The sequence below is a fragment of the Streptococcus sp. 20925_1_24 genome (assembly GCF_041432335.1).
Lineage (GTDB): Bacteria > Bacillota > Bacilli > Lactobacillales > Streptococcaceae > Streptococcus > Streptococcus mitis_BM.
Genome location: NZ_JAPVZM010000007.1, coordinates 19,153 through 32,593, shown reverse-complemented (window position 1 = coordinate 32,593; position 13,441 = coordinate 19,153). Strand labels below are relative to the sequence as shown.

Genomic DNA, 13,441 nt, shown 5'->3' with positions numbered 1-13,441 from the left:
TCCTCTTTCTAGCTATTCACCAAATGGGCGTAAAAGCCACCCTGTGCAAGCAAATCATCATGATTTCCTTCTTCAACAATCTTGCCCTGATCCAAGACAACAACCTTCTCTGTCCGCTCTGCAATGGTCAAGCGGTGAGCAATGAAAATCAAGGTCTTGTCTAAAGCCATGAGATTATCGACAATTCGCTTCTCTGTCAAGATATCCAAACTGCTGGTCGCCTCATCCAAAATTAAGACCGGCGCATCTGTCAAGAGAGCACGCGCCAGAGCAATTCTCTGACGTTGACCACCTGAGATTCCTGCCCCATCCGAAGTCAACTCTGTCTGGTAATTCAGGGGCATACGCTCGATATCCTCCCGAATCTCTGCCAATTCGACCGCCCGTAAGATATCCTCTTGAGTCGTCCCCTCCTTGGCTCCCAAAAGAAGATTCTCCAAAATCGTTCCGTTAAAGACATAGGGCTGTTGAGGCAGATAGTTGATATACTGGCGCAGGGCTTTTTTATCAATCTGATTGAGATTGACACCACTCAGACTAATCTCCCCTTGACTTGGGTCGTAAAAATTAACCATCATCTTGGCCAAGGTCGTCTTACCTGACCCTGAAATTCCCACAAAAGCAACCTTAGAACCCTGCGGAATAGTCAAATTGATATCCGACAAGACGTCTCGACCATAACCATACTTATAGTAAACCTGCTTGAAGGTCATATCTCCCTTCATCAAGCTCAAATCCTCAACCGTTTTCTTCTCCTCAAACTCCGAAGCTACCAGATACACTTCATTTAGACGGTTATTGGCAACCTGCGCTGTCTGAAGCTTGGTTTGCAGGTTGATGATATTTTCCAAAGGATTTGTAAAGTAAACCAGCAAGGTATTATAGGTAATCAACTGCCCCAAACTCATCTTGCCATCCATGACCAGAACAGCCCCCATCCAGAGAATGCCGACATTGAGCAAGAGATGGGCAACTTTTTTCAGAGCCTTTTGCTGACTCTCTGCCCTACTATAGGTAAAGGATTTTTTCAGATAATCCACAAATTCCTTGTCAATTTTTTGGTAACGCTGACTCTCACTGGTCAAGGACTTAATAGTCTCAATACCGTTGATGTCCTCAATGATAGAAGAAGACAGAACTGCATTGGCTTCCATGGTATCCCGATTCATCTTTTCAAACGGCTTCATAAAAGCAAAGATAATCACTGTATAGATAGGAAGTGCCAATAAAGTCATGAAAAAGAGATTGGTATTTTGTGAAAATAAAACAAGGGAAATAATGACAACCGTTGATACATCTAGGAAAATCGAAAGAATGGTCGAAGCCAGCGCATCAATGATACTGTTAGCATCTGTAAAACGAGAAACGATTTCCCCTGTACGACGTGTCGCAAAAAAGGACATAGGCAGGTGAAAAACATGCTTGATATAGGACAAAATCACATCAATCGACAAGCGTTGCCCCAAAACAAGTAAGAGATACTCCTGAGCATAAGACAAGACCTGCTGGAGAATATAGACGATGACCAGTCCGATAGAGATAATCCCCAGCGTCGAACGCATCTGATCTGGCACATAGGTATCAATGATAGACTGCAGATAATAAGAACCCACAATGTTAATCACGGTAACCAAGAGTGTTGCCAAAACGATATTGGCAATCAAGCCACGCTGCTTCACTAATATAGGGATAAAAGAGAGCAGGCCATTCTTTTGATCCTTATGGGGCTTATAGTCTGGACTAGGTGCCATAAACAGAGTCACCCCTGTCCATTCTTCCGCAAAACGCTCACGTGGCAGTTTGGTCAATTTCACCCCAGGATCTGGATCGGCAATATGAATGCTATCCTTATCCTGCCCAGTCACCACATAGTAGTGGAGCAATTTCCCTTCCTTAAGCACATGGGCAACAAAAGGAAAGGTCAAATCTGGCAAGTCAAAGAGCGTCATATCCGCCTTAATCGCTCGCGTCTCAAAGCCAATCTCCTCTGCCACCTTGACCAAGCCCAAAGCCGTCGTCCCATCCATGGTCGTCTTGGCCAATTCTCGCAAGTGAGCTAAAGAATAGTAACTACCATAGTAGCCAAAAACCATGGCTAATGAAGCTACACCGCAGTCCATCTGATCCACCTGCGGACGATAGTGACGTTTCCCAAATTTCATATTCATCTCCTTTTTCTAATACTAAATGAAAATCAAAGAGTAAACTAGCCGCAGGCTGCTCAAAACACTGTTTTGAGGTTGTAGATAGGACTGACGAAGTCAGTCACATATATACGGCAAGGCGACGTTGACGTGGTTTGAATTTGATTTTCGAAGAGTATAAACTCATCTGATAATAACTATCTTACCCCAATCCCCAAACAAAATCTGGACTTCCTCCCCAAATGCGCCTATCCCCCTCCCAACTGTACTTTTTGGATAAAAAAATAGGCAGAACAAAAGTCATGCCTAAAATATATATTTATTTCTTTTTCTGCCTAATTCTTTTGTCAATCATATATAAAACGATAATCGAAAACAGCGGTGGTACAATATAACTCTTTTCACTCATTGTCAGCTGAAATCCCAGAGTTGCTAGTATCTTAAAGATGAAAATATTCATCAAAAATAGAAAAACAAATACTAAAAAATATTTTAAAACCTTCTTCATTTCTTTTCTTCAACTCTCCTAATTTCTATAACTATTTTATCAAAAATATATGTAAAACTCCAAATAAACATCTCAACTGCACTTTTGGCAAAAAATAGGCAGAACAAACGTCCTACCTACTAAAAATATGCTATTGAAAGGAAAATGATTTTTTTCGGACACCCTAGGCAAGCTTGGAACAAATAAATCATTGATAGTAACCTTTACGACATCCTATTTAAAGTTACTTCAATTTTTAATGTCCCTGCTATTTCTAAGCCACCTCTGGTATGATCTATTCCTAGTCAGAATAGATAACACCGTTCTAAATTACGATTCATAGTTACTCCTTTTTTGATTCGTTACTATAAGACACCTATTCCCTATAGAGCGTCTACTACTTCAAATTTATCCATTCTTTTTTCTTTACTTCTGTATAAAAGAATGAAGACCATCATAAATAATGCAATCGTTGGTATATTGAAATTATCAAAGCAAGTAGGTAAAGATACTTTATTTATGTCAGCTACTAATCTGATGATGATATAAGACATTGAACTAAGTAATACCATAATTTCAGGCCAAACTTTCAGTATTGATTTAACAAATTTCATATTAAACTCCAATGTGATGCATTCTTAGATTCTACCCTAGCCATTTTCAGCTCAGACTAACAAGTCATTCTTAGCTGCTTACTCTACTTGCTTTTTATTGACCTTATATCCTAGATAAAAGAGCCCAAATAAAACGGGGTAAATTTCTGGATAAAATAGGGTATTGATCGGATTTTTCAAAATCAAATACGTTGCGATGTAGATAATGAGTGATACGGTAAAATAACCCTCAGCAAAACCTAATAAAAATGTTTTCATAAGAAACTCCTAATTACCTGACAAGAATGGCGGAAAAACGCTACCATTCACATGCACAAAATCCTTTTGATTCATGTTCTTCATTTATGATTTTGATTATTTTTTGATAAATCTTTGCGAAAAATACCAAAATATGCTGAGAAAAGCAAACCAACCAAAGTCCATTGCCAATTAAAGGATACTAACGAACCTGTACGAATCACATGAAGCGCGAGATTAAGAGTTATTCCCAACAAAGGACATATCGTGGCTAGTTTAGGTAACAATGTATTAAGATTAAGGTTACAACTGTTCATTATCTAACGCCCACGACGAGCAAAATCTGAACCAAATTTGTAACCAGCATTAAAAATTTGTACAGCAGCATTCAGTACTCCTGCAATCCCAACTGCTTCCGCAAGACCAAAACCACCTTTTGTTCCCACTAATTCATCGTCAGATAATTGATAAAATTGTTCTAAGTTCATGTTCGTCATTACTCCTTTATATTATATTTTATTGCTATGTAAATGATTAAAATGAGTATTGGATAGATAAATACTTCTGAAATATCCATAAAATTTATACTATACTGTCCAGATAATATTTTATAATCAATTAAAATTTGAACGATAGTAAAAATAATACGTAGCGATAACAATACCCCTAATAATATCACTTCTTTTTTTAAAAACATAGAAATGCCTCTCTGACTACAATCAGATTATGGTCTATTCGCATAATACCCCAAAGCTGCTCCTCCAGCAAAAAGCGCTGCTGCTCCACCTGCTACTGCTGCACCTATCTTCCAAATAGACACTCCAGCGACTACAAGAGGTAATGCTCCCCCATCTACATTCACCAACTCTTCTTCTGTAAGAGCTACAAAGTTCTGCTCCATTTTGTCAAAATTTGTCATCTTTTTCTCCTATTGTTCTATTTTTTCTAAATCTTATCTTCTAAAAAATGGGGTTCCAATAAATACACCGCGTAACAATAGACCTGTAATTAGACCCCGTTGATAACTTTCCTTGCTACCACCCACCAGCAAAGCCAAGTCGCTTTCCTTTAATACTTCAATAGTATACTTGTTATTCATTTCGTTCATTACTTATCCTCCTAAAAACCGAAACCTCTACGAAATCCAATGTACCAATCTACAAGGGTCTTCGTCCAATTTTCTCCACCTTGAATATCGGTCAATTCTTCCGAAGTTAGCTCAACAAATCCATAATAATGTTCTTTCATTATTTTATTCCTTTCTTTTTCCTCTTACTTATCTATTCGAAAAAAATTTCGAAAATGTACAACTAAATTAAATTTTATTTAAAAAATAATTTAATGAACCACGGATAAAAAATTGGTAGATACATGAACTAGGCTCCTTTCCTTTTCCTCTTACTTATCTATTCGAAAAAAATTTCGAAAACGTACAACTAAATTAAATTTATTTAAAAAATAACTCAGTGAACCATGGGTAGAACATTGATATAAACATGAACTAGGCTCCTTTCCTTTTCCTCTTACTTATCTATTCGAAAAAAACTTCGAAAATGTACAACTAAATTAAATTTATTTAAAAAATAACTCAGTGAACCATGGGTAGAACATTGATATAAACATAAACCAAACTCCTTTCCTTTTCCTCTTACTTATCTATTCGAAAAAATTTCGAAAATGTACAACTAAATTAAATTTATTTAAAAAATAACTCAGTGAACCATGGGTAGAACATTGATATAAACATGAACTAGACTCCTTCCTTTTTCCTCTTACCTATCTATTCGAAAACGAAGTCAAAAAAATAAGAATATCAGAAAATTTTCCGACATTCTTATTGATAAACTCATCCAAGTCTAACAGATATTAGACATTGAGATGTTTTTTTAGGGTTCTTCTGGCTGTCCGTGATACGGGAAAATGCAAGCCTTCTAACAGGGTCACTTCTGTCGCAGTCATCTCTTCAATGGCCTGTAAACTGACTAACGTATTGCGATTGGCATAGACAAAGTAATCTTTTTCAGCCTTGGCAGCGATATCCTTGAGACTGCCATAAATGGTCTTGATAGAGTGATTGGCATAATAGACCTTGATACGGTGGGATTCCACTGAGGTTTCAAAGGCTAAAATTTCATGGTAGGGCAGAGTAAAACCCCGTCTTCCCTCAAAACTATAGGTGAAGAGACGCATATTTTCCCTCTTGTCCACTGCCAGAACATAGTCCAGACAGCGCTCCAGCTGATGACGGTAATCCTCCTCTGGCTGATCCTTGGAAATAAAATCCAAGGCAGATAAGTGGTAGCGAAAAGCTAGAGGCAAGGCCTCCGAGTGCGTAGACACAAAAACAATGCTTGTAAAAGGATCCCGCTCCCGAATCTGTTGAGCAACCTGAAAGCCCCGTTCACGCTCTCCATCGATCTCTAAATCCAATAAATAGAGCTGGTAATGGTCAAAATACTGAGAATACTTTTCAACATCTCCATAGTTTTTGGCAATATCAATTTCCAATCTCAAATTGCGAGAGCGACCGATATCTAGTAAAGTCTGCTCTATCCGTCCTTGCTGGACTCTATCGTCTTCCAAAACTAAAATTCTCATTTCTCTCCCCCTCGTTTCTCATCCTTAAATGGCAATTCTAAATCTTGTCTAAAGGTCGTCTCTCCTAGCTGGGTATCTAAGTTCAAATCATAATGAAAAACCATATCCTCCAAGGTCGCTAAGCCCAGTCCACTGTGGTTGCCCTTGGTAGAGTACCCCTTTTGACTGAGAATACTGGGATTCAGTTCTTCTTTCTTACGAGTGTTTTCAATGATAAAACGGACACTCCTATCTCCTGCCAATAAAGCAACCCGAATCTGCGGATTTTCCGCCTCACTGGCTGCCTCTAAGGCATTTGTCGTGAGGATAGAGAGGATACGGATAGCCTCCAACATCGGCAAAGCCAGCTCTTCGACAACCCCCACCGTCTCCAAACTAAAATGAATTCCCTGCTTATCTGCCACAATCATGGCTTTGCCCAAGGTATTACGAATGGCTATGTCATGAATATTGTGAAGATTAAAGGCTGTGTAATCTGCCTTTCTCAGCTTTTCATTGGTCTTTAGAAAGACATCTTGATAAATGGTAGACACCTCAGCCATGTCTTGATTCGCTATGGCAGGCTCCATGCTGGCGACAATTCCTGCAAAATCATGACGGAAACCTCGAACTTCATCATAGAGATGACCTAGCTTATCCACTATTCCTTGCAAGGAACGATTTTCATCTTCCTGTCTCTGAATGGTTTGCTCATCACGATAAACCTGCTCCAAATGCTTGATGTAAAAGAGCCAAGAGAAAAAGAGAATGAAAATCAGGAGAGAAATGGTCGTGTCAAAACGAACATAGAAAGAATTACATCCTCCAGACATGATGGATGAAAACAGTCTGAAACCAAACAATAAGGATAAGATCCACATACTTTTCGTCACTAACGATTGAAATTTATCTAAAAATAATATATTGAAATCAATTCCCCATCGTCTTAAAATGACAACAGACAAAAACAACGAAATCAAACTAAATACAGAATTAAATCCACTATGCAAGAAATCAGATAGTTCAGAGTAGTCAAATATCAATCGTATTATAAATGTCAAAACCAAATATCGAATACTTTGATAAAACATAAATAGATAAAGGGCAAGAAAGAGAGCTTCCTTCTTCTTTTTCTTTAACACAATCCAAAATATTATATAAAAGAATAATAAATTGGCAACATGCAAGAAACTCGGAAAAACGAAGGTAGCAAATAGCTGAAAAACTACCCAAAGAAATATAGAGCGTTTGTCATAAAATGCTTTAGAGAGTTGACTACCTAGATAAATCGGAGGAGCTAAAATATTGATTAAAATCAATATAAACACTAAAAATTCAAGTAATATAATCATAAATCTGTTTAGTTAACACATTTTAATCAAAATACTATCTTGGCTCTGGGAGTAGATGTAGCCAATGGTAAATATCTTCAAAAATCCCTCCACCATTCACTTCCTCCAATACCTCTGGGGTTAACTCTTCAAATTGTTCTAATTCTACAAATGTATTTTTCATTTCCATGACTGACTCCTTTTCATTATTTTATAGATAACTCTATCCCCTGTTCCATCTACAAAAGGCTTTAGTTTCCTTTTAAAATACAAGAAATCTAAAGCCTCCTGAAAATGGTATATTGGTTAGAGTGTTAACAATTAGTTGTGAAGATATTATTTTTATTTAACCACAACCACTTTATAATATTCGTTTGAGTGTGGAGATTCAATTTTAATTTTTTCACCATATAAACCATCAATTTCTTTATCAAGATAATCTGAAACTCCTGATGGTAAGCGTTTCATCTTAAGAATCTCACCAGATTGATCCGCATAGGCTAGAATGTGATGGTGAGTAGTGGTTGCTCCATCATCAATCAATACAAAGTAACCTGTTTTGAGCTTACCTTTCTCATTTTCTAAATAGTATAGTTTATTGTTATTGATTGTAAAGTGGGTAGCCCCAAGACGAAGTCGTGCACCTGGATTTTCTAAATAGACATCATTGCCAACTTTTTTAATCTCTGAATAGGTTGTCATTGCTGGGATATTAATCACACGATGTCCATTTTCATCAAAGTAGTAGCGATTTGGTAAGTTTTGGAAGTTCTGTACAACTGCCTTAGGATCAATTTCTTGTCCTTCTTCTTTATTATCCACTAAAGCTAAGGTAGTATTTGCAACCTCATCTCCATATTTATTAGAAAACTTCTTGAACTCTGGTCTGATATACCAAGCATTTTTTTCAATAATAACATCGTCACCTTTAGCATTTAGCAAATATTCTTGCCCATCTCCAAGTTTGACAATATCATGAATATTGTATCCAGCATCTTTTCTATTTGCTAGATAACCATCCTTACCAATGACATAACTTTCCCCATCACTGGCTGGAACAGCTCTATCTGCGACCATAGCACCTGATTTTTCAAAGTAAGACCATTTACCATTTGGAGTCGCCCATCCTGTTGCCATAGCGCCACTGCCTTTGAGGTAATACCATGTAGATCCTTCTTTGTACCAACCTGTGCGCATAGCACCACTATCTGCTAGTGAGTACCATGTATTTCCTTCCTTGTACCAGCCTGTGCGCATAGCACCACTATCTGCTAGAGAATACCAAGTATTGCCGTCTTTGAGCCAGCCTGTCTGCATTTTACCAGTGCTGTCGAAGTGATACCATGAGCCAGCATTTTGTACCCATTTATCCTTAGCTAGACTACCATCTTGTGAAAGATTCCAGTCAGCACCATTTTTAACCCAAGTATCTGCAGCTTGTGCTTGATTGATTGACAAAAGCAGACCAGCACCTACAAGCAGACCAAGAGTGAGTAGTTTAGATTTTTTCATAGCCAATTCCTCCTTTATTGAATAGCTACAGGAGGGCTTCCCCTCTTTATTTAGCTATATTCTAATACTTTTCATAATCAAAGTCAATAATATTGTGAAAGATTAGACAATATTACCAATATCTACGAATTGTATTTTGAGTAATACCGTATTGATCCATATAAGAAACATATTGACCTGGATACGGAGCATGAACTACCTTTCCGCCACCAACATAAATACCTACATGGTCATTTGTCCCTTCACTATTATACAAAATCAAATCTCCAGCTTGTTGAGAACCATTACTTACATAACTTCCTCCTGTTGCTTGACCATAGGTTACTCTAGGAATACTAATATCAAACTTAGCATGAATAGCCATCGTAAATCCTGAGCAATCTACGCCACTATTCAAATCTGCCCCACCCCAAACATATGGGATTTTTCCTACAAATGTCTTTGCATATTCACCAAGAGCTTGCCCACGATTTTCTACCCATACACCACTTTCTCTAAAGAAATATGGTGTACCATTCACACGTTGATAACCAGTGACCATAGCACCACTAGCAGATAAGTAGTAATAATTGCCATCAGGTTGAATCCAAGTATTTTCTTTCATCCATCCTTGGTCATCAAAATAGTACCACTTGCCATCTAATTGTTCCCAATTTTTAGCATACCCACCTGAACCGTATTTAAACCACCATTTACCATTGGTTTGCATCCATGTTCCTTTAGGATCACGATATTGATTGAAAGCTTTCTTCTCTTGATTGCCCTCTGCTTGAGTTTCTTTATCTTCAAAACCAATCAATTTTACTTGATCAGCTTCTTCAGCTTTTATCTTGCCTTGATTAACTAATTGAGCAATCGCTTCTTTCTCACTTGCTGATGGGGAATCAGCATAGGCTACCGTAGTATTTGCTAGGAGAACGCCTCCTGCAAGAACTAACAAACTAGAATAAAGATATTTTTTCATCGTGAAAATCCTTTCTTTTATCTCCTTTTTGGAGATTGATTTTTCTGATTTCATTATATCCCTTATTTGTCCTCAGATTTCTCCTGTCCCTAGAAAGACTAAATCTGTTCCTAAACGGTCACTTAAGCCAAAGAAAAATTCCAAAGCAAGTGCCTTGGAACTCCGATTTCTATTTTGCTTGAATGATTTTAACCACATCTCCTACACTTTGGAGTTGGTCAATTTCCTCATCACTGATTTCGATATTAAATTCATCTTCCAGCGTCAAGATAAACTCCATCAAGTCGACTGAGTCCGCATCCAAATCGTCTTTAAGACTCAAGGATTCTGTCACGACAAAGTCCTCTCCCTGTCGCTCTTGGATAATGGTCACAATACGGTCAAAAATTTCTTTTTCTGTCATCTCTTTTATTCTCCTGAAAATTCACGCGCAGTCTGGGCAACTACGTCTGTCTCTAGCATGGTACGAATCTGGCGAATTGTACTATAAACAGCCTTGGCATCACTTGAGCCATGAGTCTTGACAACCGGTGCCTTAACACCAAACAAGACCGCTCCACCAACATCTGAGTAGTTGAGCTGTTTTTTCAAACCTCTGAGGCTATCCTTGAGAAGGAGTGCGCCTAGTTTCGCTCGAAGACCACCATCTGTAATAGCTGTCTTGAGCAAGCCCATGATTCCCATGGCTGTCCCTTCGATGGATTTGAGCACAGCGTTTCCCGTGAAACCATCTGCCACAACAACATCCGCAACGCCATTCATCAAATCACGCGCTTCCACATTTCCGATAAAATTCAAACTTTCATCAGCCGCTAATAATTCATAGGTTTCCTTGCGAAGCGGGTCGCCCTTACTACTCTCTGTTCCGTTATTGAGCAAGCCAACACGTGGTTGCGCAATGCCACGGACATTTTTAGCATAGAAGGAACCTAGAACCGCATATTGATGGAGGTGCTGGGCTGTATTTTCCGCATTGGCACCGAGGTCCAGCATGTCAAATCCCTTCCCATCTACAGTCGGCAAGGTCGACATAAGCCCAGGGCGATCAATGTTCTTGATACGACCCACGATGAAGAATCCTGCTGCCAACAAAGCACCTGTATTCCCAGCCGAGAGAACAGCGTCTGCTTCACCCTCTTTGACAGCCTTGGCCGCCAATACCATACTGGCATTTTTCTTCTTTCGAATAGCTCTCGTAGGTTCATCGTCTGAATCAATCTTCTCATCCGTATGGATAATGCTGACGCGCTCTGTCGCTGTCAGATATTGCTTGATTTTAGCTTCATCTCCGTAGAGTTGAACCTCAATATCTGAAAAGTCAGCTAGGGCTTGATTGACTCCCTCAACGATGGCCTGAGGTGCGTAATCTCCCCCCATAGCATCTACTGCAATTTTTTTCATTTCTTTTCCTCTTTTAGTAATTGTCCCCAGTCTGCTAGGGAATCAATAAATTTCTTTGATTTTAGGTGAATCCCAACGTACTCTTCGTAGAGTTGATCCATAAATTGGCGTAACTCTTGCTTGATTTCAGGCTTGAGCGAAATGGTCTCCAAAGTCTCAAAATCAATGGCTTGAAATTGATTGAGCAGATAAGGGATATTGGGATTGAGATGGCAACGTCTCTCATCTTCATGATAATGCTCTGGACAGAGGCAGGCTCCATATTTGAAAGAAAAGTCAAAAGCCTGACCGACCCGATGACAAAAGACACACTCATTAAAATTGAGGCTGATTCCAAATCTGGTCAAGATTTGAATTTCAAAAATATTGGTCAAAACCTGATAATCCAAACCTGCTTCCATCAACTCCAAAGTCTTTTGCAAAAAAGCAAACAAGGGAGCATCCTGCTGATTGTCCTGCAAACTAGCATCGGCAAGAGCTGCCACATAGGTCGCATAGGCCATGACAAAGAGATCGCTATTAATCTTGGGAAAAGTCATCACCTCATGATAGTCCTCAATGTAACTGAGCCCATCATCATTGATTCGCAAGAGAAATCGTGCTAGCACCAAGGGCTGAATAACCGGCGCCAGCTTAGACTGGCCAGCGTGTTTGACAAAAAACATGCGCTTGCCAGCCTGCTCTGTAAAAATCTTGACGAGCTTGTCATCCTCACGAAAATTGCGATTGTAGAGCACCAAGCCTTGACTCGTGATAGGCTGAATCATGCTTCTCTCATGTACTCCTCAAGTCGTTTCATGGCTTCTTTGATAGTCTCCATGCTGGCTGCATAAGATAGGCGAACATAACCTTCCCCGTAACGCCCAAAGGCTGCACCAGGGATAAAGGCAACGGCCTTCTTCTGAGCAAAATCCTTCAGAAAAGCAAAGGAATCTTGATTGTAGCCAGCTGGAATCTTAGCAAAGATATAGAAGGCACCGTCTGGTTTGATGATCTCAAAACCAAGAGCAGTCATTTTTTCGATGATATAGTCCCGACGCTGGATGTATTCCTTCTTCATCGGTTCCGCATCGTTTTTACCAGCCGTCAAAGCTTCCACCGCAGCATGTTGAGCCATAGTATTTGCGGCAGTAACCAAGTACTGGTGACTCTTAATCAACTGAGCTGTGAAGGCCGCAGGAGCGAAAATCAACCCCAAACGCCAACCTGTCATAGCATGCGATTTAGACAAACCATTGATAATAATAGCCTGGTCTCTCAACATCGTTCCTAGAGACACATGGGCTTCGCCTGTGTAGGTCAATTCTGAGTAAACCTCATCACAGACAACAAAAATTTCGTATTTGCGTAAAACAGCTGCCAAGGCTTCCAACTGCTCTCGATTGTAGGTAATTCCTGTCGGATTAGCCGGATAGTTGAGAATAACCGCCTTGAGCTTGTCTCCCTGTTCCAAAATGGCCTTCTCCAACATTTCAGGAGTTAAGACAAACCCATTTTCAGTCGTATCAATCTCGACAACCTCTGCCCCAACTAGATTAACAATCGGTTCATAACCTGGATAGGCAGGAGCTGGCAAGAGCACCTTGTCTCCCTCTTCCAAAATAGCTGTCAAAGTAGCAGATAAAGCCTCTGTCGCCCCAATTGTAACCAAGATTTCATTTTCAGGAGCATAGTCCAGTTGGTACTTTTCCTTAACAAAGTCACTGGCCGCCTGACGTAGAGTCAGCAGACCACTCATCCCTGTATAGTAGGATTGGTTCTGATCAATCGCTCGCTTGGCTGCCTCCTTGACATGGTCTGGCGTTGTAAAATCAGGTTCCCCCAAGGTCAAACGCAAGACCCCAGGAATCTCCGAAATAGCCTGGTCAAACTGACGAATCAACGAAACTTGAATCTTATCTAACTGTTTATTAAAGCGATTAGTTAAGTCCATAGATACCTCCTACTGTAAAAACGTATCTCTATTATACTACAAAAGCCCCCCGACCGCAAAAATACATGATAGAATAACGCTAGCATGACAAATTGAAGTATGTTAAAATGGATTTGTCGCAACTCCACTAACGAACTTAGTTTGGAGGTGAGTTTTTGCTAATCTTCGTTACAGTTATTCTAGCACCATTACTGATTACTATTACCGGTAATGTCATTTCTGAGTGGATAGTCAGAAAGTG

19 protein-coding genes are annotated in these 13,441 nt (G+C 39.4%); all 19 read right to left on the bottom strand.

Annotated features, from left to right (window positions below):
- Window positions 1–8 precede the first annotated feature (8 nt).
- The 19 genes from comA to O3650_RS04675 all read right to left on the bottom strand — a co-directional run bounded on the left by comA (window position 9) and on the right by O3650_RS04675 (window position 13,200).
- Entirely contained in the window at window positions 9–2,162 is a 2,154-nt protein-coding gene (gene comA / locus O3650_RS04765; RefSeq protein ID WP_153193719.1) for a peptide cleavage/export ABC transporter ComA, read from the bottom strand.
- A 301-nt stretch (window positions 2,163–2,463) separates the two neighbouring features.
- The gene (locus O3650_RS04760; RefSeq protein ID WP_224219038.1) at window positions 2,464–2,652 is read right to left on the bottom strand and encodes a hypothetical protein; all 189 of its coding nucleotides are present in this window, start codon (window positions 2,650–2,652) and stop codon (window positions 2,464–2,466) included.
- Between the two features lie 362 nt (window positions 2,653–3,014).
- A complete protein-coding gene (locus O3650_RS04755) occupies window positions 3,015–3,245 on the bottom strand; it encodes a bacteriocin immunity protein (RefSeq protein ID WP_125451622.1) in 231 nt (76 codons plus the stop codon).
- Between the two features lie 78 nt (window positions 3,246–3,323).
- Window positions 3,324–3,503 (bottom strand): hypothetical protein, encoded by a 180-nt coding sequence (locus tag O3650_RS04750; RefSeq protein WP_000846993.1) that lies wholly within the window; start codon window positions 3,501–3,503, stop codon window positions 3,324–3,326.
- Window positions 3,504–3,583: 80 nt separating this feature from the next.
- The gene (locus O3650_RS04745) at window positions 3,584–3,799 is read right to left on the bottom strand and encodes a bacteriocin immunity protein (RefSeq protein WP_238393788.1); all 216 of its coding nucleotides are present in this window, start codon (window positions 3,797–3,799) and stop codon (window positions 3,584–3,586) included.
- Between the two features lie 3 nt (window positions 3,800–3,802).
- Window positions 3,803–3,970 carry a class IIb bacteriocin, lactobin A/cerein 7B family gene (locus O3650_RS04740; protein ID WP_001047582.1) on the bottom strand — a complete coding sequence of 56 codons (168 nt, stop codon included), beginning with the start codon at window positions 3,968–3,970 and terminating at the stop codon, window positions 3,803–3,805.
- Window positions 3,971–3,978: 8 nt separating this feature from the next.
- The gene (locus O3650_RS04735; RefSeq protein ID WP_203175735.1) at window positions 3,979–4,179 is read right to left on the bottom strand and encodes a hypothetical protein; all 201 of its coding nucleotides are present in this window, start codon (window positions 4,177–4,179) and stop codon (window positions 3,979–3,981) included.
- Window positions 4,180–4,206: 27 nt separating this feature from the next.
- Window positions 4,207–4,401, bottom strand: coding sequence for a class IIb bacteriocin, lactobin A/cerein 7B family (locus O3650_RS04730; RefSeq protein ID WP_000180831.1), 195 nt, complete (start codon window positions 4,399–4,401; stop codon window positions 4,207–4,209).
- Window positions 4,402–4,434: 33 nt separating this feature from the next.
- Window positions 4,435–4,590: a hypothetical protein gene (locus tag O3650_RS04725; protein WP_203175736.1), complete on the bottom strand. Its 156-nt coding sequence runs from the start codon at window positions 4,588–4,590 to the stop codon at window positions 4,435–4,437.
- An 11-nt stretch (window positions 4,591–4,601) separates the two neighbouring features.
- Window positions 4,602–4,730 (bottom strand): smi_0059.1 family bacteriocin-like peptide, encoded by a 129-nt coding sequence (locus O3650_RS04720; protein ID WP_000658221.1) that lies wholly within the window; start codon window positions 4,728–4,730, stop codon window positions 4,602–4,604.
- 618 nt (window positions 4,731–5,348) lie between these two features.
- Window positions 5,349–6,080, bottom strand: a complete 732-nt coding sequence (locus O3650_RS04715) for a response regulator transcription factor (protein ID WP_203175737.1) — start codon at window positions 6,078–6,080, stop codon at window positions 5,349–5,351.
- Window positions 6,077–6,952 carry a GHKL domain-containing protein gene (locus O3650_RS04710; protein ID WP_261127560.1) on the bottom strand — a complete coding sequence of 292 codons (876 nt, stop codon included), beginning with the start codon at window positions 6,950–6,952 and terminating at the stop codon, window positions 6,077–6,079. The genes O3650_RS04715 and O3650_RS04710 overlap by 4 nt, the downstream gene beginning before the upstream one ends.
- A 493-nt stretch (window positions 6,953–7,445) precedes the next feature.
- Window positions 7,446–7,580, bottom strand: coding sequence for a ComC/BlpC family leader-containing pheromone/bacteriocin (locus O3650_RS04705; protein ID WP_203175739.1), 135 nt, complete (start codon window positions 7,578–7,580; stop codon window positions 7,446–7,448).
- A 152-nt stretch (window positions 7,581–7,732) separates the two neighbouring features.
- Complete coding sequence (locus O3650_RS04700) at window positions 7,733–8,902, bottom strand: N-acetylmuramoyl-L-alanine amidase family protein (protein ID WP_203175740.1); 1,170 nt, start codon at window positions 8,900–8,902, stop codon at window positions 7,733–7,735.
- 112 nt (window positions 8,903–9,014) lie between these two features.
- The gene (locus tag O3650_RS04695) at window positions 9,015–9,866 is read right to left on the bottom strand and encodes a C40 family peptidase (protein WP_203175741.1); all 852 of its coding nucleotides are present in this window, start codon (window positions 9,864–9,866) and stop codon (window positions 9,015–9,017) included.
- 169 nt (window positions 9,867–10,035) lie between these two features.
- The gene (locus tag O3650_RS04690) at window positions 10,036–10,269 is read right to left on the bottom strand and encodes an acyl carrier protein (protein WP_000136445.1); all 234 of its coding nucleotides are present in this window, start codon (window positions 10,267–10,269) and stop codon (window positions 10,036–10,038) included.
- 5 nt (window positions 10,270–10,274) lie between these two features.
- Window positions 10,275–11,267 (bottom strand): phosphate acyltransferase PlsX, encoded by a 993-nt coding sequence (gene plsX / locus O3650_RS04685; protein ID WP_049551062.1) that lies wholly within the window; start codon window positions 11,265–11,267, stop codon window positions 10,275–10,277.
- On the bottom strand, window positions 11,264–12,034 hold the full coding sequence (gene recO / locus O3650_RS04680) for a DNA repair protein RecO (protein WP_203175743.1): 771 nt from the start codon (window positions 12,032–12,034) through the stop codon (window positions 11,264–11,266). Before recO ends, plsX begins: the two co-directional genes overlap by 4 nt.
- Window positions 12,031–13,200, bottom strand: coding sequence for a pyridoxal phosphate-dependent aminotransferase (locus tag O3650_RS04675; RefSeq protein ID WP_153193727.1), 1,170 nt, complete (start codon window positions 13,198–13,200; stop codon window positions 12,031–12,033). The genes recO and O3650_RS04675 overlap by 4 nt, the downstream gene beginning before the upstream one ends.
- Between the last annotated feature and the right edge of the window lie 241 nt (window positions 13,201–13,441).